Here is an 18,939-nt window from a genome sequence, read left to right as displayed (position 1 = left end):
TCAGGAGCGGTTATGTTAACGATTCAATTTCTCTGCCCGTTGCCAAACGGTCTGCACGCGCGCCCCGCGTGGGAGCTGAAAGAGCAGTGCGGCCAGTGGCAAAGCGACATCACGTTTATCAATCATCGCCACAACGCGCGGGCGGATGCGAAAAGCTCGCTGGCGCTGATTGGTACCGGTACGTTGTTTAATGACAGCTGTAGCTTGAGCATTAACGGCAGCGATGAAGAGCAGGCCAGAAGATCGCTGGAGGATTATCTTCAGCACCGCTTTATTGACAGCGACAGCGTCCAGCCGACGGCAGCCGAACTGGCGGCGCACCCGCTGCCGCGCTCCCTGACTCGTCTAAACCCGGACGTGCTGTACGGTACGGTACGGTGCTGGCAACCGGTGTTGGCTCGGGTGAGCTTGTTTTGTGGCAGAGCGATAGCCTGGACTGCTTTCGGGCGATCCCGGCGAATGCGCAAGATAACACCCGGCTGGAACATAGTCTGGCGACGCTTGCGGAACAGCTTAATCAACAGCTGCGTGAACGTGACGGTGAGAGTAAAACCATTCTCAGCGCGCATCTGTCGCTGATTCAGGATGATGAGTTTGCGGGCAACATTCGCCGCCTGATGGTTGAACAGCAAAAGGGGCTGGGCGCGGCGATTATTGCCAATATGGAGGAGGTGTGCGACAAGCTCTCGGCATCTGCCAGCGACTACCTGCGCGAACGGGTGAGCGATATCCGTGATATCAGCGAACAGCTACTGCATATCACCTGGCCCGAGCGGCGCCCGCGCAATGCGCTGGTCTTGAATCAGCCGACGATCCTTGTGGCAGAAGACCTGACGCCAAGCCAGTTTTTGAGCCTTGATTTACAGCATCTGTCCGGGATGATTCTGGAGAAAACCGGGCGCACCTCGCATACCCTGATTCTGGCTCGCGCCTCTGCCATCCCGGTGCTGAGCGGATTGCCGCTGGAGGCTATCGGGCGTTATGCCGGTAAGCCTGCGGTGCTGGATGCCCAGTGCGGCGTGCTGGCGATTAATCCGGATGCCGCCGTTAGTGGTTATTATGCGGTCGCCCAGAATCTGGCGGGTAAGCGTCAGCAGCGGCAGGCGCGAGATGCCGCCCAGCCTGGACTGTCGCGAGATAATCAGCGTATTGATATCGCGGCGAACATTGGCACTGCGCTGGAGGCCCCAGGCGCATTTGTTAATGGTGCTGAAGGTATCGGTCTGTTTCGTACAGAAATGCTGTTTATGGACCGCGACAGCGCCCCGGACGAACAGGAGCAGTTTGAGGCCTACCAGCAGGTATTGCTGGCGGCCGGTGAGAAAACGGTGATTTTTCGCACTATGGATATTGGTGGTGATAAAAATATACCCTATCTCAAGATCCCACAGGAGGATAACCCGTTCCTTGGCTATCGCGCGGTGCGTATTTACCCTGAATTCGCCGGATTGTTTCGTACCCAACTTCGCGCTGTCTTGCGGGCGGCCACGTTTGGCAATGCGCAGTTGATGATCCCAATGGTCCACAGCCTCGATCAGGTTTTATGGGTCAAGAGCGAACTGCAAAAAGCGATAGCAGAGCTGAAAACAGAAGGCTTACGCCACGTCGAGGCCCTTGCGCTGGGCATCATGGTTGAAGTGCCTTCGGTTTGCTACATCATCGATCACTTCTGCGATGAGGTGGATTTCTTCAGCATCGGCTCGAACGATATGACGCAATATTTGTACGCCGTCGATCGTAACAATCCGCGCGTCTCAACGCTGTATAACCCGATTACGCCCTCATTCCTGCGTATGCTACAGCAGATTATCCGCGTGGCGCATCAGCATGGAAAATGGGTTGGTATATGCGGCGAGCTGGGCGGTGAACGCCGCTATTTGCCGTTGCTTCTCGGGCTGGAGCTGGATGAGCTCAGTATGAGCAGTCCGCGTATTCCGGCAGTGAAAAGCCAGCTGCGTCAGCTCGATAGCCAGGCCTGCCGGGAGCTGGCGTTGCGGGCGTGCGAATGTCGCAGTGCGCAGGAGATCGAGGAATTGCTCAATCAGTTCGCGCCGCAAGACGATGTCCGTCCACTACTGGCGCGGGAAAATATCTTCGTCGGCGAAGCGCTCACCAACAAAGAGCAGGTCATTCAGTTCCTGTGCGGTAACCTCGGCGTTAACGGGCGTACCGAACATCCGTTTGAGCTGGAAGAGGATGTCTGGCAGCGTGAGGAGATTGTCACTACGGCGGTCGGGTTTGGCGTGGCGATACCGCATACAAAATCACAGTGGATTCGCCACTCCAGCATCAGCATTGCTCGCCTCACTCAGCCCATCGACTGGCAGTCAGAAATGGGAGAGGTGGAGCTGGTCATTATGTTGACGCTCGGTGCTGACGAAGGTATTAACCATGTGAAGGTCTTTTCGCAGCTGGCGCGCAAACTGGTGAATAAAAACTTCCGTCAGTCGCTGTTCGCTGCTGAAAATGCCGAAAGCATTTTGGCGCTGCTGGAAGCGGAGTTGACGTTCTGATACTGAAATGCCGGATGGCGATGCTGGTGCATCTTATCCGGCCTACAAACGGCATCTTGCCCGTAGGCCGGATAAGGCGTTCACGCCGCCATCCGGCAACCGGTTTTACTGAAACCGAGCGCAGTAATCCCCCGGCGTCAGGCCAAACTGGCGCCGGAAAAGACGGCTAAAATAGTCGCTGTCGTGATATCCGCACCGCTGTGCCACTTCGCTGATCGGCAGATGATACTTCTGTAAAATAATGCGCGCTCTGGACATTCGTACCCAACGGACATATTCCACAAAACTCATCGTTCCATGCTGAGCAAAAAGCTTAGATAGATGGTTTGGCGTGATATTGAAAAACTGCGCCACGCTTTCGCGGCTTAGCGGCTGGGCATAGTTATCCTGCACCCAGTTACACATGCTGTGATAGAGAAATTCCGAACGCGGGCGATGCGTATCAGGACGCGCATTCACCACTCCCCGGCACAGATGCAACAGGCTGAGCACCAGCGGTTGAATGATATCCTGGAGCTGAGGGGAGCGGCTGAGGTGAGTTAGCGCAGTAAGCATGGCCTCACCTTCACCGCGCTGCGGGTGCGGCAGCTCAATACGGCGCACCGGGCGCAATAGCGACGCAGTGCGGTTATCGTAAAACGACAAGCCCAGCCAGGCCGGGGCAAACACCAGGCTTAGCAGCATCACGGGCTTATTGCTGATGGGCAGGTTGGCCGCTCGGGCGGGAATAAACAACATTTCGCCTTCGGTGAGGCTGTGCTGCTGTTTCTCCAGTTGATTGCCGTATTCGCCGCGCAGGACGATATCAAGGCGTGGAAGCTCGATGCACAAGCTCCCCGTTGGCAGCGATACGGGCTGGGTGGCAAACCACACGCGGCCAAGGCGCTGCGGGTTAAGTACAAGGCCGCTGAAGAGATCGGCAAAAAATTGTTGATCTGCTGGTAAGCCTGGTTCTTTCATTGCCCGCTCTCATATGATAACTGCATTAATTATTTGAACTTTTTCACTTTACTCCCACCAGGTGAAATTTCAAATTGCAGAATTTTACGTTTATCGATATGGGATGCATCAACGAAAAAGGCCAGCTTGCGCTGGCCTTTGGCTGTCATGAAGATAAATCAGAATGTTGCGTTACGCGGGGTACGCGGGAACGGGATAACATCACGCACGTTCGGCACGCCGGTCACGTAAGCGATCAGACGCTCGAAGCCCAGACCGAAGCCTGAGTGCGGCACGGTGCCGTAACGACGCAGGTCGCGATACCACCAGTAGTCTTCTTTATTAAGACCCATTTCCGCCATACGCGCATCAAGCACGTCCAGACGCTCTTCACGCTGTGAGCCGCCGATGATTTCGCCGATGCCCGGAGCCAGGACGTCCATGGCGGCAACGGTTTTACCATCTTCGTTAAGACGCATGTAGAACGCCTTGATCTCTTTCGGATAGTTTTTGACAACCACCGGCGCTTTAAAGTGCTCTTCAGCAAGATAACGTTCGTGCTCGGAGGAGAGATCCACGCCCCAGTACACCGGGTTTTCAAACTGCTTACCGCAGTTTTCCAGGATGGTGACCGCGTCAGTGTAATCGACCTGAGCGAAATCAGCGGAAACGAAGCGCTGCAGACGATCGACCGCGTCTTTATCCACACGTTCGGCAAAGAACTGCATGTCGTCAGCGCGCTCGGTCAGCACCGCCTGGAAAACGTACTTCAGCATCGCTTCCGCCAGACCTGCAACATCGTTCAGGTTAGCAAAGGCGACTTCCGGCTCCAGCATCCAGAACTCTGCCAGGTGGCGGGTGGTATTAGAGTTTTCCGCACGGAAAGTCGGGCCGAAGGTGTAGATTTTTGACAGCGCACAGGCATAGGTTTCGCCGTTCAGCTGGCCAGAAACGGTCAGGAACGACTCTTTACCAAAGAAGTCTTTATCGAAATCGACCTTGCCCTGATCGTTGCGTGGCAGGTTTTCCAGATCCAGCGTCGAAACGCGGAACATCTCGCCGGCACCTTCGGTATCGGAAGCGGTAATCAGCGGGGTGGAGACCCAGAAGAATCCCTGCTCGTCAAAGAAACGGTGCAGCGCCTGTGCCAGCGTGTGACGCACGCGGGCAACCGCGCCAATCAGGTTGGTACGCGGGCGCAGGTGAGCGACTTCACGCAGGTACTCGATGCTGTGGCGTTTTGCCGCCATCGGGTAGGTATCCGGGTCTTCAACCCAGCCGGTGACTTCAACGTTGCTGGCCTGAATTTCGAAGCTCTGGCCCTGGCCCTGAGAGGCCACGACTTTACCGGTGACGATGACCGAGCAACCGGTGGTCAGGCGCAGCACTTCCTGATTGTAATTGGGAAGAGAATTACTGATGACGGCCTGTACAGGATCAAAGCAGGAACCGTCATAGACGGCGAGGAAAGAAAAGCCAGCTTTAGAATCTCGGCGGGTACGCACCCATCCGCGCACGGTGACTTCGCTGTCAACGGCAACGCGGCCCTGGAGTACGTCGGCTACAGGCACAACGCTCATAATAGTCTCTCTTTATAGTCCAATAGAAAAATCTGTATCCCCCTTCAGTGGGGGGATATCTATGTTACCTGTCATCTTCCATCAGACAAGCAGATTTCGCACGAGAAGGGGGAGTTTTAGTAAATAAATGGGGAGATGGTCTTCTTTGCCGCGTTAGAGCCTGATATTAAGCGTGATGCAACTATCGCCGTCATCTTATATATGGCGTTTTACATCGGAAACATGGCTCTGAAAGATTGATGATATGCGGGGTGATAAACCGAGGTTAATAAAATGCGTCCGTTTCTGCGGACGCATTTTTTCATCCAAACTTAGCTGGCCTTTTTAATCGGCGGCAGGTCAAACGCCTTACGCAGCGCGCGCACGAACGCTTTATCGTGACAAATGGTTTTCCCCGGGCTGTCGGAAAGTTTCGCCACCGGCTTACCGTTGCACTCCACTAACTTGATAACGATATTCAGCGGCTTAACCTGCGGAATATCGCAGGTCAGACGGGTACCGATACCAAAGCTCAGATTCACCCGCGATGAGAAGTGGCGATATAAGTCGACCGCTTTCGTCAGGTCGAGATTATCGGAAAACACCAACACTTTACTTAGCGGGTCAATGCCCAGTTTTTGGTAGTGGGCAATTGCTTTCTCGCCCCATTCAACCGGGTCTCCGGAATCATGGCGTAGTCCCTGATAGCGGGTCGCAAATTCCGGGCCGAAATCACGCAGGAAAGCATCCATTGTAATGCAGTCGGTCAGGGCAATACCCAACTGGTCAGGATACTCTTCCAGCCAGGCGGCGAGAGCGGCGCGTTGGCTACTGGCAAGATTTGGGCTGATTTGCTGATGCGCCTGGAACCATTCATGCGCCTGGGTTCCCATCGGCGTCAGGTCCAGACGACGCGCCAGATCATAGTTGCTGGTGCCGACAAACCACTTCTCCTGCTGCAAGCGCTTAACAATGGCCTGCTGCACTTCGCGCGAAAATCGGCGGCGGGTACCGAAATCCATCAGGCGGAAGCCGGACATATCAATATCCGCGGTGAAATGGTTGAAATCGGTAAGCTTTTGCTCGAGGGTTTCCAGCGCTAAATCAACGCTAATTTCAGGCGAACGATAATGATGGACCAGCTCGCTTATCACCGCCAGCAGCGGAACTTCCCACATGATAACTTCACGCCATGGGCCTGAGAGGCGAATATTGAGCTTACCGTTATCATTAGTGACGGAAACCTGGCGCGGGTCATAGCGGAAGTCGCGCAGCCAGTCGAGGTAGTCTTGCGAAAAGAATGGCAGGCTCGACAACCAGTGATATTCATCGTCCTGTAACTTCAGGTCGCGCATCGTCTCAACCTGTTCGTGAATCGCATCGGCATAGATGCCGAGCAAATCGTCCCCACGGCAGCGGAACTCTGCCGCGACCTGTACATCATTGTAGCGGTGGAAGACAGCCTGCTGCATGTGCAGCTTGTAGGCATCCGTATCAAGCAGCGAGTGCAGTACAGGAGAAGTGAATTGGGTCATGGTGCGCAGTAGCATCCTCTCACTGGAGCGTTTCCATCAAAACCAAAGCGGTAAAAAGGAGCCGGAGTATACCTGTAATACCCGACTCTGTCCCGCGGCGACGGCTGATGACGACGCTGACGGTCATTTGCGAGGCCTAGTTTAATATATTGAACACGCATCACACCACAAGCTTTGCGCCTGGTCGAGTGCATTTCGTGCCTCTGATGTTATGGAAATGTAGCGATTTACACGTTTGGCATTGAAAAGATGAAGATTCTGCATAGCGAGATTTGCGCAACAGGAATAGACTGAGTCGACACTTTACAGGACATGCTAAAGGTTTTTTATGACACAACAGCCCCAAGCCAAATACCGCCACGACTACCGTGCGCCGGATTATCTGATTAGCGATATTGATTTGACCTTTGACCTGGATGCCGCGAAAACCGTTGTTACGGCTGAGAGCAAGGTCTCCCGCCACGCGGCTACGTCTGATGTGCCATTGCGTCTGGATGGCGAAGACCTGACGTTGGTCTCTCTGCTGGTTGATGGCCAACCGTGGAGCGACTATAAGGAAGAAAATAACCAACTGGTAATTTGTGGGTTGCCGGAACATTTCACCCTGACCATCGTCAACGAAATTAGCCCGGCGGCCAATACCGCGCTGGAAGGGCTGTACCAGTCGGGTGAAGCGCTGTGTACCCAGTGCGAAGCGGAAGGTTTCCGCCATATTACCTGGTATCTGGACCGCCCGGACGTTCTGGCGCGCTTCACTACCAAAATCATCGCCGATAAAACAAAATATCCGTTCCTGCTCTCCAATGGTAACCGCGTGGCCCAGGGTGAGCTGGAAAACGGTCGTCACTGGATTCAGTGGCAGGATCCGTTCCCGAAACCGTGCTACCTGTTTGCGCTGGTGGCCGGTGATTTCGATGTTCTGCGCGATACCTTCAAAACCCGCTCCGGGCGTGAAGTGGCGCTGGAACTGTACGTTGACCGCGGTAACCTTGACCGCGCCCCGTGGGCGATGACCTCGCTGCAAAACTCCATGAAGTGGGACGAAACGCGCTTTGGTCTCGAGTATGACCTCGACATCTATATGATTGTCGCCGTCGACTTCTTTAACATGGGGGCGATGGAGAACAAAGGGCTTAACGTCTTTAACTCCAAATACGTGCTGGCGCGTACTGATACTGCGACTGATAAAGACTATCTGGATATCGAACGCGTTATTGGTCATGAATATTTCCATAACTGGACCGGCAATCGCGTGACCTGCCGCGACTGGTTCCAGCTCAGCCTGAAAGAAGGCCTGACCGTTTTCCGCGATCAGGAGTTCAGCTCTGACCTTGGCTCGCGAGCGGTTAACCGCATCAATAACGTGCGCACCATGCGCGGTATGCAGTTCGCTGAAGACGCCAGCCCGATGGCGCATCCGATCCGCCCGGATATGGTTATCGAAATGAACAACTTTTACACCTTGACGGTGTATGAGAAGGGCGCGGAAGTCATTCGCATGCTGCACACTCTGCTGGGCGAAGAGAATTTCCAGAAAGGAATGCAGCTGTACTTTGAACGCCACGACGGCAGCGCCGCCACCTGCGACGATTTTGTTCAGGCGATGGAGGATGCTTCCAACGTTGACCTGTCCCACTTCCGCCGCTGGTATAGCCAGTCCGGTACGCCGATTGTCGCCGTTCATGACGATTACAACCCGGAAACGGAACAGTACACGCTGACCATCAGCCAGCGCACACCGCCGACGTCTGAACAGGCAGAGAAGCTGCCGCTGCACATTCCGTTCGACATTGAACTTTATGATAACGAAGGAAAAGTGATTCCGTTGCAGAAAGGCGGTCATCCGGTACATCACGTGCTGAATGTGACCCAGGCGGAGCAGACCTTTGTTTTCGATAACGTTTACTTCCAGCCGGTACCCGCGCTGCTTTGTGAATTCTCTGCGCCAGTGAAACTGGAGTACAAGTGGAGCGATCAGCAGCTCACTTTCCTGATGCGCCACGCGCGTAACGATTTCTCCCGATGGGATGCAGCACAGAGCCTGTTGGCGACTTATATCAAGCTCAACGTTAACCGTCATCAGCAGGGACAACCACTGTCGTTGCCTGTCCACGTTGCCGATGCATTCCGGGCAATTCTGCTGGATGAGAAGATCGATCCGGCGCTGGCGGCAGAGATTTTGACCCTGCCTTCAGCCAACGAAATCGCCGAGCTGTTCGCGACTATTGACCCGATCGCTATCTCGGCGGTGCGCGAGGCGCTTACCCGTACGTTGGCGAAAGAGCTGGCAGACGAGTTCCTGGTGATTTACAACGCCAATAAGCTTGCCAGCTATCGTGTTGAGCATGCCGATATCGGCAAGCGCTCTCTGCGTAATACCTGTCTGCGTTATCTGGCGTTTGGCGATGCGGAGCTGGCGGATAAGCTGGTTACCGCGCAGTATCATCATGCCGACAACATGACCGATGCGCTGGCAGCGCTGTCGGCGGCAGTCGCGGCTCAGCTGCCGTGTCGTGATGCGTTGATGCAGGAGTATGACGACAAATGGCACCAGGACGGCCTGGTGATGGACAAATGGTTTATCCTGCAGTCCACCAGCCCGGCGGATAACGTGCTGGAGACGGTACGTAGCTTGCTGAATCATCGTTCATTTAGTCTGAGCAACCCGAACCGCATCCGTTCGCTGATTGGTGCTTTCGCCGGCAGCAATCCGGCGGCATTCCACGCTGAAGACGGTAGCGGCTATCAGTTCCTGGTTGAGATGCTGACTGAACTGAACAGCCGCAATCCGCAGGTGGCTTCACGTCTGATTGAGCCGTTGATTCGCCTGAAACGCTATGATGAGAAGCGTCAGGCGCTGATGCGCGCGGCGCTGGAGCAGTTGAAAGGCCTGGAGAATCTTTCCGGGGATCTGTTCGAGAAAATCAGCAAAGCGCTGGCGTAACGCCAGCGCGGGTCCAAACCTGTAGCCCCGCGAAGCGCAGCGCGAGCGGGGGAACGTCGCAGTTGTTAACCGTGACTCACTAAGCGCGGCGAGGATTCATTCTTGCCGCGCTGCATCACCCGATTCAATACTTCCGCTTCGAGTTCCGCCAGCTTCGCTGAGCCTGTGCGTCTGGGCCGTGGAATATCTACCAGCAGATCCAGGCCAATTTTTCCTTCTTCAATCAGCAAAACGCGATCGGCCATGGCCACCGCCTCGCTGACGTCATGGGTCACCAACAGAACGGTAAATCCATGCTCCTGCCACAGCGAGACGATCAGATCCTGCATCTCAAGGCGGGTGAGGGCATCCAGTGCACCTAGCGGCTCATCAAGCAGCAATAATCCGGGACGATGAATTAACGCGCGAGCCAGTGCCACGCGCTGTTTCTGCCCTCCGGAAAGCGCCGCAGGCCATTCACTGGCGCGATCCTCCAGACCGACGCTCGCCAGCGCCTTAAGCGCAGCCTCACGCCACTGGCCTTTCAGCCCGAGGCCAACATTGTCGATAACCGATTTCCACGGCAGCAGGCGCGAATCCTGGAACATCATGCGGGTATCGTCCTGAATCTGTGCCAGCGGCGTTGAGCCTGCCAGCAACTGACCACCATTGGGCTTTTCCAGCCCGGCCAGCAACCGCAGCAGGGTACTCTTACCACCGCCGCTGCGCCCAACTACCGCAACGAATTGCCCGGTGGGAATATGAAGATCGAGTTCATTCAGGATCGTGTTGCTACCATAACGCTTGCTCACGCCGTTAAGCAGTAACGGGATCCCCGGATTAAGACGCGCAGTCGTCATGCGTTAGCCTCCTGAAGGTGATAAGCCGGATTCCAGCGCAGCCAGACGCGTTCCAGAAGCTGGGCGCTGAAGTCGGCCAGTTTGCCGAGAATGGCATAAAGAATAATGGCAACCACCACGACATCGGTTTGCAGAAACTCGCGGGCGTTCATCGCCAGGTAGCCGATACCGGCGTTAGCAGAGATAGTTTCGGCAACAATCAGCGTTAACCACATCAGGCCAAGCGCAAAGCGAATGCCGACCATAATAGAGGGGAGTGCGCCGGGGAGGATCACATGACGGAATAGAGCAAAGCCGGATAAACCGTAGCTACGGGCCATCTCGACCAGTCCTCTGTCGATGTTGCGGATCCCGTGCCAGGTATTGATGTAAATTGGGAACATCGTCCCCAGCGCCACGAGGAAGATTTTGGCGCTCTCATCGATACCGAACCACAAGATAACCAGCGGAATCAGCGCAAGATGCGGCACATTACGCAGCATCTGAATGGAGGTATCCAGCAGGCGTTCACCCCAGCGCGACAGGCCGCTGATTAATCCCAGCACCAGGCCAATGGATCCGCCGATGCTGAAACCAATCAATGCTCGCCATGAGCTTATCGCCAGATGTTGCCAAAGTTCACCGCTGGCGGAGAGCGTCCAGAAAGCCTTAAGTACCCCTTCCGGCGACGGCAAAATGCGGGTGGATAGCCAGCCCATCGAAGAGGCGAATTGCCAGATAATCACGCTGCCCACCGGCAGAAGCCAGGGTGCCACGCGTATCAGGAATTTTTGCGAAAGGGTCGCCATGATGTGTTCCTTTTATTTCCGTGTGAGCGTCAACGTTAGCCTTTAAACATGCTCTACCCGTTGCAAGCTTTTCAGCGCCGGAGCGCGGCTACTGGGGCGATGCAGTGCCTGCCAGAAGGTTTCTAACGCCAGGTCGAGTCGACCTTGCAGGTTTGGGGTAAATTGCGGTTTATGTTGATAATCTGTCACCTGACTATCATCAGCAAAGACGCCATGAAGGATCTCTTGCGCTTTCAGAGCATTAAGTACTGGTTTTAGAGCGTAATCTACCGCCAGCATATGCGCGATAGTCCCGCCAGTGGCCAGAGGCAGAACGATTTTGCCTTCCAGAGCACGTTCCGGCAGCAGGTCCAGTAGGGTCTTCAACGCGCCGGAAAAAGAGGCTTTATAAACCGGGGTGGCGATAATCAGCCCATCAGCATCAGCAAGCTGTTCATTCAGCGCATGCAGAGCGGGGTTATCAAAGCGTGCGTAGAGCAGGTCTTCCGGGGCAAAATTTTGCAGATGCCAGTGGCAGACTTCGATATCCGCAGCGGAGAGTGTCTCTCTGGCGTATTCCAGAAGCGCACTGGAACGGGAAGGGTAACGCGGGCTACCCGCAAGTGTTATGACTCGCATATTCTCTCCTTATAACTAAATATTTTCATTTATCTATAATTGATAACATTTAGCTGCAGTGTGACAGAGCGCATTTATTTCCCTAAATGATTTATCCAGCGTTGAATTGTCAGAAAGTGCATAAAGAGGGAGACAAAAGTAAACGTTTGCGTCTGAGATGCGATTTTTTGTCGCAGGTCAATTCCCTTTCCGGGGTGGATCGCACATAATACGCCCCCGGTTTGCACACCGGGAATCCAGGAGAGTTCATGTACTACCCCTTCGTTCGTAAAGCCCTTTTTCAGCTCGATCCTGAGCGCGCTCATGAAGTAACCTTTAAACAATTACGCCTTGTTTCAGGCACACCTCTGGAAATGTTGGTTCGTCAAAAGGTGCCGACAAAGCCGGTAACCTGCATGGGGCTCACATTCAAGAACCCGCTGGGTCTGGCCGCCGGGCTGGATAAAAATGGCGAGTGCATTGATGCGCTCGGAGCAATGGGTTTTGGCTCAATTGAAATTGGTACCGTGACGCCGCGTCCGCAGCCGGGTAACGATAAGCCGAGGATCTTCCGTCTGGTCGATGCCGAAGGTTTGATCAACCGCATGGGCTTTAATAACCACGGCGTTGATAACCTGGTTGAGAACGTGAAAAAGGCCCATTTTGACGGGATCCTGGGGATTAACATTGGTAAAAATAAAGATACCCCAGTTGAACAAGGCAAAGATGATTATCTGATTTGTATGGATAAAATCTATGCCTACGCCGGATATATCGCCATTAATATCTCTTCGCCGAATACCCCTGGCCTGCGTACTTTGCAATACGGTGATGCGCTGGATGATTTACTTTCCGGTATTAAAAATAAGCAACGCGAACTGCAAGAGAAGCACCAGAAATATGTCCCCGTGGCGGTGAAGATCGCGCCGGATCTTTCTGTTGAGGAATTGATCCAGGTTGCCGATAGTCTGGTTCGACATAATATTGATGGGGTGATTGCGACTAATACCACGTTGGATCGGTCGCTGGTTCAGGGCATGAAAAATTGCGACGAAACTGGCGGGCTTAGCGGTCGTCCTTTACAACTGAAGAGTACAGAAATAATCCGTATGCTGTCAGCGGAATTACAGGGGCGTCTGCCCATTATCGGAGTTGGCGGTATTGACTCGGTGATTGCAGCGCGTGAAAAGATTGCTGCGGGCGCTACATTGGTGCAGATTTATTCCGGATTTATTTTTAAAGGTCCGCCACTGATTAAAGAAATTGTTACCCATATCTAATCTTTTCCCTTCTTATATCCTACCAGGGCTTTATTTATAGCCCTGGTTGTTTTATATTCCTTCATTGTTGCTTATTTAGACATTTTAGTCTTTTCTTAATTTTGGAAATATTCTGTAGCAGTTTACCTGTTAATTACAGATGGAAGTGATAGAGGACGGGGGAAGAAATGCGGATTAAACCTGACGATAATTGGCGTTGGTATTACGATGAAGAGCACGATCGTATGATGCTCGATTTGGCTAATGGCATGTTATTTCGTTCACGTTTCGCACGCCGAATGCTGACCCCCGACGCCTTTGCTCCGTCCGGATTTTGCGTCGAAGATGCCGCGCTTTATTTTTCATTTGAAGAAAAATGCCGCAATCTTGAATTATCAAAAGAGCAGCGCGCTGAATTAGTATTGAATGCGCTGGTCGCTATTCGCTTTCTCAAGCCGCAGATGCCGAAAAGCTGGCATTTCACTACCCATGAAGAGTGCTGGCAGCCCGGCGGCGGCGATGCTGCCAGCGCCTGGCTTAGCGATACCGGGCAGCAGGTGAATCTGTTGGTGGTTGAAGCTGGTGAAAACGCGGCATTATGTCTGTTAGCGCAGCCCGGTCTGACGCTTGCCGGGCGGGTTATGCAGCTTGGCGACGTGATTAAAATTATGAACGACCGGCTGCAGCCAGCGCCGGGTGCAGCCAGCTACAGCCTGGGCCAGGCAGTTTAAGGCGCTAGCCGTAGCGCGGTTTTTGGCACGCAACTGCAGCACAGAATGGTGCCATCTGTACCAATCGCATTTTTCTTCAGCGCACTAACTTCTCCTTCTTCCAGTCGGATGCGGCAGCTGCCGCAAATGCCCGCCCGGCAGGAATAAGGAACGCGGATCCCCTGTTGCTCCAACTGCTCCAGCAAAATTTGCTGATTGTTGCCGCTAAAACTTAACCCTTGCCACTCAATCTCTACCGTTGCGTCCTGTTGAACATCGGGCATCAGCGTATCGTCGCTATCGCCGGCGCCGTAGGCTTTTGCCGGTCCTCGGGCCAGTACTTCCAATTCATCACCTACGCGGATCACGCCGCTATTACGGGCGATTAGATTCTGGCCGAAATCGACATCACCGTTATCCAGCGCAGTGCGAAAACCTTGCAGCGTGCTTAAGGGTTCACCAGAAGGGTGCCTTTGTCCGCGTTCCGGGCTGACGGTCGCAAACACGCAGCGGCTGCACGGTTTTGCCACATCAAAAACAACCTCGCCGATACGTACGACTTTCCAGGTATCTTCCTCCCAGGCAGCCGCGCCAGTGACCAGCATATTCGGGCGAAATTGTTCTATGCTTACGCTGGCTGGGCAGCGATTTTGCAGATCGCGCAGGGAGGCTTCATTAGCTAAAAGGTAGGGAAAACCATCGGCGAAGGAGAGGGGAACGGCATCATGGCGTTTCACCCGACGGCTGAGTTGTGGCCCCAGCCAGCGAAGCTGAACGCTACGATTAAAGAAGCCGCTTAACCACTGGTTAACCGACTCCGGCGCAACCTGGGCAGTAAAATGGTTGCCCCAGACTTCAGTTGGCTCTTGCTGCGGCGCAAAATCGCTGAAGAGCACCATCGCGCTGCTGCCGTCCGGGGCCGTCAGATGGAGGCCATCGTGGAGCGGGGCGGGGATAAACTTAACCATTTGCGGAAACTGACGAGCGGTAATGAAGGTGCCATCGGTTTCCGTCACCATAAATATACGATCGAAGGCCAGACCACTGATGCCTGCGTAGGCGTGACTCAGGCCAATTCCCCGCATCGATTTAACGGGATGAATAAAAAGTCGCGAAAGCGTTACCATACGCTGCCCCTGGGTTCAAAAATAAGCCTTTAACTTTATGACATAGGGCACATATTGGCTATAATGCGCACCAATTTTCTTTTAGTAAAAGTGACGATATGAATTCTCTGTTTGCCAGTACGGCTCGTGGGCTTGAAGAGCTGTTAAAAACTGAACTGGAAGGGCTTGGCGCGGTGGACTGCCAGGTAGTCCAGGGCGGGGTCCATTTTCAGGGAGATACGCGCCTGCTGTATCAAAGCCTGATGTGGAGTCGGCTGGCTTCGCGGATCATGCTGCCGCTGGGTCAGTGCAGCGTGTATAGCGATCTGGACCTTTACCTCGGCGTACAGGCCATTCCATGGACGGAGATTTTCACCCCAGACGCCACTTTCGCCGTGCACTTTAGCGGGCTTAACGAAGAGATTCGTAACAGTCAGTACGGCGCATTGAAGGTCAAAGATGCCATTGTTGATAGCTTTACGCGTAAGAATCTGCCGCGTCCTAATGTCGATCGTGAAAGCCCCGATCTGCGCATCAACGTCTGGTTGAATAAAGAAACCGCACATATTTCTTTAGATCTTAGCGGCGAGGGTTTGCATCTGCGCGGCTACCGCGATGGCACCGGTATGGCACCGATCAAAGAGAGCCTGGCTGCGGCTATCGTGATGCGTTCAGGTTGGGCTCCGGGGACACCGCTGCTTGATCCGATGTGCGGCTCCGGCACGCTGCTGATTGAAGCCGCTATGCTGGCAACCGACCGTGCGCCGGGTTTACACCGCGGTCATTGGGGTTTCGGCGGCTGGGCGCAGCACGATGATGCTATCTGGAAAGAGGTGAAAGCCGAAGCGCAAACCCGCGCCCGTCAGGGTCTGGCGGCGTATGAATCCCGTTTCTACGGTTCTGACATTGATGCGCGGGTGATTGAACGTGCGCGCAGCAACGCCCGTCGCGCTGGCATCGGCGAACTGGTGACGTTCGAGGTTAAAGATGTTGCCAAACTGGACAATCCGCTGCCGAAAGGGCCTTACGGTACGGTTATCAGTAACCCGCCATACGGCGAGCGTCTGGAGAGCGAACCGGCGCTGATTGCTCTGCATAGCCTGCTGGGCCGGATCATGAAAAATCAGTTCGGCGGTTGGAACCTCTCTTTGTTCAGCGCCTCGCCGGATCTGCTCAGCTGTTTGCAATTACGCGCTGATAAGCAGTTCAAAGCCAAAAACGGCCCGCTAGACTGCGTGCAGAAGAACTACCATCTCGCCGAAAGCGAGGGCGGAAAAACCGCGACGCTGGCGGAAGATTTCGCCAACCGTCTGCGTAAGAATCTGAAAAAATATGAGAAGTGGGCGCGTCAGGAAGGTATCGAGTGCTATCGTCTTTATGATGCCGACCTCCCGGAATATAACGTAGCCATTGACCGCTACGGCGAGTGGGTGGTGGTGCAAGAGTATGCTCCGCCGAAAACCGTGGATGCGCACAAAGCTCGTCAGCGTCTGTTTGATATTATCGCCGCCACGATTGCCGTACTGGGGATTGCACCGAATAAGCTGGTGCTAAAAACCCGTGAACGGCAGAAAGGGAAAAATCAGTATCAGAAAATGGCTGAGAAGGGTGATTTTCTTGAGGTGCAGGAGTATAACGCGCGTCTGTGGGTCAATCTGACCGACTACCTGGATACTGGCCTGTTCCTTGACCACCGCATTGCTCGTCGCATGCTGGGTGAGATGAGCAAAGGCAAGGACTTCCTCAATCTTTTCGCCTACACCGGCAGCGCGAGCGTACATGCAGGCCTCGGCGGCGCGCGCTCTACCACGACGGTCGATATGTCGCGCACTTATCTCGAATGGGCGGAGCGCAACCTGCGCCTCAACGGCTTAACCGGTCGCGCGCATCGTTTGATGCAGGCCGATGTGTTGGGCTGGCTACGTGAGAGCACCGAACAGTTTGATCTGATCTTCATTGATCCGCCGACCTTCTCTAACTCTAAGCGCATGGAAGACGCGTTTGACGTACAGCGCGACCATCTGCGTCTGATGACCGATCTAAAACGTCTGCTGCGTAAAGGCGGCACGATTATGTTCTCGAATAACAAACGCGGTTTCCGTATGGATCATGACGGGCTAGCGCAACTGGGCCTGAAGGCGCAGGAGATTACGCAAAAAACGCAGTCTCAAGATTTTGCCCGCAACCGTCAGATTCACAACTGCTGGCTGATCACCTCAGCCTGAAAGGAATAAAGAATGTCATTAATTAGTATGCACGGCGCCTGGCTTTCATTCAGCGATGCGCCGCTGCTGGATAATGCTGAACTGCATATCGAAGATAACGAACGCGTGTGCCTGGTAGGGCGTAACGGTGCGGGTAAATCGACTCTGATGAAGATCCTCAACCGTGAACAGGGTCTTGATGACGGGCGCATTATCTATGAGCTGGATCTGGTTGTCGCGCGTCTGCAGCAGGATCCGCCGCGTAACATTACCGGAACCGTTTACGACTTCGTTGCGGAAGGGATTGCCGAACAGGCGGCCTACCTCAAAGGCTATCACGATGCTTCACAACTGGTGATGACCGACCCGAGCGACAAGAACTTAAACGAACTGGCACGCTTTCAGGAGCAGCTTGATAATTTAGGGCTCTGGCAGTTGGATAGCCGTATTAATGAAGTGCTTGAGCAGCTCAATCTGGATCCTAACGCCGAGCTCTCCTCGCTTTCCGGTGGTTGGCTGCGTAAGGCGGCCCTGGGGCGCGCGCTGGTCAGCGGGCCGCGCGTGCTGCTGCTGGATGAACCGACTAACCACCTCGATATTGAAACGATCGACTGGCTGGAAGGTTTCCTGAAGATGTTCAAAGGCACCATTATTTTTATCTCGCACGACCGTTCTTTTATTCGCAATATGGCGACGCGGATTGTCGATCTCGATCGCGGTAAGCTGGTGACCTATCCAGGCAATTACGATCAATATTTGTTAGATAAAGAAGAAGCGCTGCGCGTTGAAGACCTACAGAATGCTGAATTCGACCGCAAGCTGGCGCAGGAAGAAGTCTGGATCCGTCAGGGGATTAAAGCCCGTCGTACCCGTAATGAAGGGCGCGTGCGTGCATTGAAAGCGATGCGCCGTGAACGCGGTGAGCGTCGCGAAGTGATGGGTAGTGCGAAGATGCAGGTCGAAGAGGCCGCGCGTTCGGGCAAAATTGTCTTCGAAATGGAGAACGTTAACTACCAGGTTGATGGCAAAGTGCTGGTGAAGGATTTTACCGCCCAGATCCAGCGCGGTGATAAGATTGCGCTGATTGGCCCGAACGGCTGTGGTAAAACCACGCTGTTGAAACTGATGCTCGGCCAGCTGAAGGCAGATAGCGGGCGCATCCACGTGGGTACTAAGCTGGAGGTTGCTTACTTCGATCAGCACCGTGCTGAGCTTGACCCGGACAAAACGGTGATGGACAACCTTGCTGAAGGTAAGCAGGAAGTGATGGTGAACGGCAAGCCGCGCCATGTTCTGGGCTACCTGCAAGACTTTATGTTCCATCCGAAACGGGCGATGACGCCGGTACGTGCACTGTCCGGCGGTGAGCGTAACCGTCTGCTGCTGGCGCGCCTGTTCCTCAAGCCCAGTAACCTGTTGATCCTCGATGAACCGACAAACGATCTGGATGTCGAAACCCTGGAACTGTTGGAAGAGTTAGTCGACGGCTATCAGGGCACCGTGATGCTGGTCAGCCACGATCGTCAGTTTGTTGATAACACCGTAACCGAGTGTTGGATCTTTGAAGGGGAAGGGAGAATTGGCCAATATGTTGGCGGTTATCACGATGCCCGAGGTCAGCAATCTCAGTATCTGGCACAAAAGCAGTCAGTTGCCAAAAAAACGGTAGAAGTTGCTCAACCGAAAGCAGAAAGTGTCAAACGCGCGGCCAGCAAACTAAGCTATAACCTGCAGCGCGAACTGGAACAACTGCCGCAGAAACTGGAAGAGCTTGAGGCCCAATTGCAGACTCTGCAGGAGCAGGTTGCCGATCCTTCTTTCTTTGGTCAGTCGCATGATCATACGCAGCAGGTGCTGGCGCAGATGAGCGAAGCGGAGCAGGCGCTGGAAACTGCCTTCGAACGCTGGGAATATCTTGAAGGATTAAAAAACGGCGCATAAGCTGA

The 18,939-nt window shown here is 54.1% G+C and carries 12 protein-coding genes and 1 pseudogene; 6 read left to right on the top strand and 7 right to left on the bottom strand.

The features are described 5' to 3' along the window. Positions 1-12: 12 nt before the first annotated feature. Positions 13-2,513 (top strand): annotated as a pseudogene (gene ptsP, locus HV213_RS18445) (phosphoenolpyruvate--protein phosphotransferase). A 105-nt stretch (positions 2,514-2,618) separates the two neighbouring features. On the opposite strand, the gene HV213_RS18440 reads toward ptsP, so the two are convergent. The 3 genes from HV213_RS18440 to pncB all read right to left on the bottom strand — a co-directional run bounded on the left by HV213_RS18440 (position 2,619) and on the right by pncB (position 6,546). Beyond that, complete coding sequence (locus HV213_RS18440) at positions 2,619-3,473, bottom strand: AraC family transcriptional regulator (RefSeq protein ID WP_181482812.1); 855 nt, start codon at positions 3,471-3,473, stop codon at positions 2,619-2,621. 158 nt (positions 3,474-3,631) lie between these two features. Continuing rightward, complete coding sequence (asnS, locus tag HV213_RS18435; protein WP_181482811.1) at positions 3,632-5,032, bottom strand: asparagine--tRNA ligase; 1,401 nt, start codon at positions 5,030-5,032, stop codon at positions 3,632-3,634. A 311-nt stretch (positions 5,033-5,343) separates the two neighbouring features. After that, positions 5,344-6,546, bottom strand: a complete 1,203-nt coding sequence (gene pncB, locus HV213_RS18430; protein WP_181482810.1) for a nicotinate phosphoribosyltransferase — start codon at positions 6,544-6,546, stop codon at positions 5,344-5,346. 328 nt (positions 6,547-6,874) lie between these two features. Between pncB and pepN the strand changes: the two genes are divergently transcribed. Next, a complete protein-coding gene (gene pepN / locus HV213_RS18425) occupies positions 6,875-9,490 on the top strand; it encodes an aminopeptidase N (RefSeq protein WP_181482809.1) in 2,616 nt (871 codons plus the stop codon). Between the two features lie 65 nt (positions 9,491-9,555). Here the strand turns inward: pepN and ssuB are convergent, their stop codons facing one another. From ssuB to ssuE, 3 genes are read right to left on the bottom strand one after another with little or no spacing between them, the layout of a single operon-like run. Continuing rightward, positions 9,556-10,329: an aliphatic sulfonates ABC transporter ATP-binding protein gene (gene ssuB, locus HV213_RS18420; protein WP_181482808.1), complete on the bottom strand. Its 774-nt coding sequence runs from the start codon at positions 10,327-10,329 to the stop codon at positions 9,556-9,558. After that, positions 10,326-11,117: an aliphatic sulfonate ABC transporter permease SsuC gene (ssuC, locus tag HV213_RS18415; RefSeq protein ID WP_112214612.1), complete on the bottom strand. Its 792-nt coding sequence runs from the start codon at positions 11,115-11,117 to the stop codon at positions 10,326-10,328. Before ssuC ends, ssuB begins: the two co-directional genes overlap by 4 nt. Before the next feature lie 42 nt (positions 11,118-11,159). Next, the gene (gene ssuE / locus HV213_RS18410; protein WP_181482807.1) at positions 11,160-11,735 is read right to left on the bottom strand and encodes an NADPH-dependent FMN reductase; all 576 of its coding nucleotides are present in this window, start codon (positions 11,733-11,735) and stop codon (positions 11,160-11,162) included. Positions 11,736-11,983: 248 nt separating this feature from the next. Between ssuE and pyrD the strand changes: the two genes are divergently transcribed. Both pyrD and zapC read left to right on the top strand, forming a co-directional pair. Then, positions 11,984-12,994 (top strand): quinone-dependent dihydroorotate dehydrogenase, encoded by a 1,011-nt coding sequence (gene pyrD, locus HV213_RS18405; RefSeq protein WP_112214610.1) that lies wholly within the window; start codon positions 11,984-11,986, stop codon positions 12,992-12,994. Positions 12,995-13,161: 167 nt separating this feature from the next. Beyond that, positions 13,162-13,704, top strand: coding sequence for a cell division protein ZapC (zapC, locus tag HV213_RS18400; protein ID WP_181482806.1), 543 nt, complete (start codon positions 13,162-13,164; stop codon positions 13,702-13,704). On the opposite strand, the gene HV213_RS18395 is transcribed toward zapC, so the two are convergent. Continuing rightward, positions 13,701-14,810, bottom strand: a complete 1,110-nt coding sequence (locus tag HV213_RS18395) for a YcbX family protein (protein ID WP_181482805.1) — start codon at positions 14,808-14,810, stop codon at positions 13,701-13,703. The two genes, zapC and HV213_RS18395, sit on opposite strands and share 4 nt — an antisense overlap. Positions 14,811-14,908: 98 nt before the next feature. Here HV213_RS18395 and rlmKL point away from each other — a divergent pair, with 98 nt between their 5' ends. Together rlmKL and HV213_RS18385 are read left to right on the top strand one after the other, a co-directional pair. Next, positions 14,909-17,014: a bifunctional 23S rRNA (guanine(2069)-N(7))-methyltransferase RlmK/23S rRNA (guanine(2445)-N(2))-methyltransferase RlmL gene (rlmKL, locus tag HV213_RS18390; protein WP_181482804.1), complete on the top strand. Its 2,106-nt coding sequence runs from the start codon at positions 14,909-14,911 to the stop codon at positions 17,012-17,014. 12 nt (positions 17,015-17,026) lie between these two features. Next, a complete protein-coding gene (locus HV213_RS18385) occupies positions 17,027-18,934 on the top strand; it encodes an ABC transporter ATP-binding protein (RefSeq protein WP_112214606.1) in 1,908 nt (635 codons plus the stop codon). Positions 18,935-18,939: the final 5 nt, after the last annotated feature.

Origin of the sequence: Klebsiella sp. RHBSTW-00484 (genome assembly GCF_013705725.1) — a bacterium.
In the GTDB taxonomy this organism is placed as follows: Bacteria; Pseudomonadota; Gammaproteobacteria; order Enterobacterales; family Enterobacteriaceae; genus Klebsiella.
Note: the sequence above shows the minus strand (reverse complement) of the source record. Positions and strands in the feature narration are given on the sequence as shown.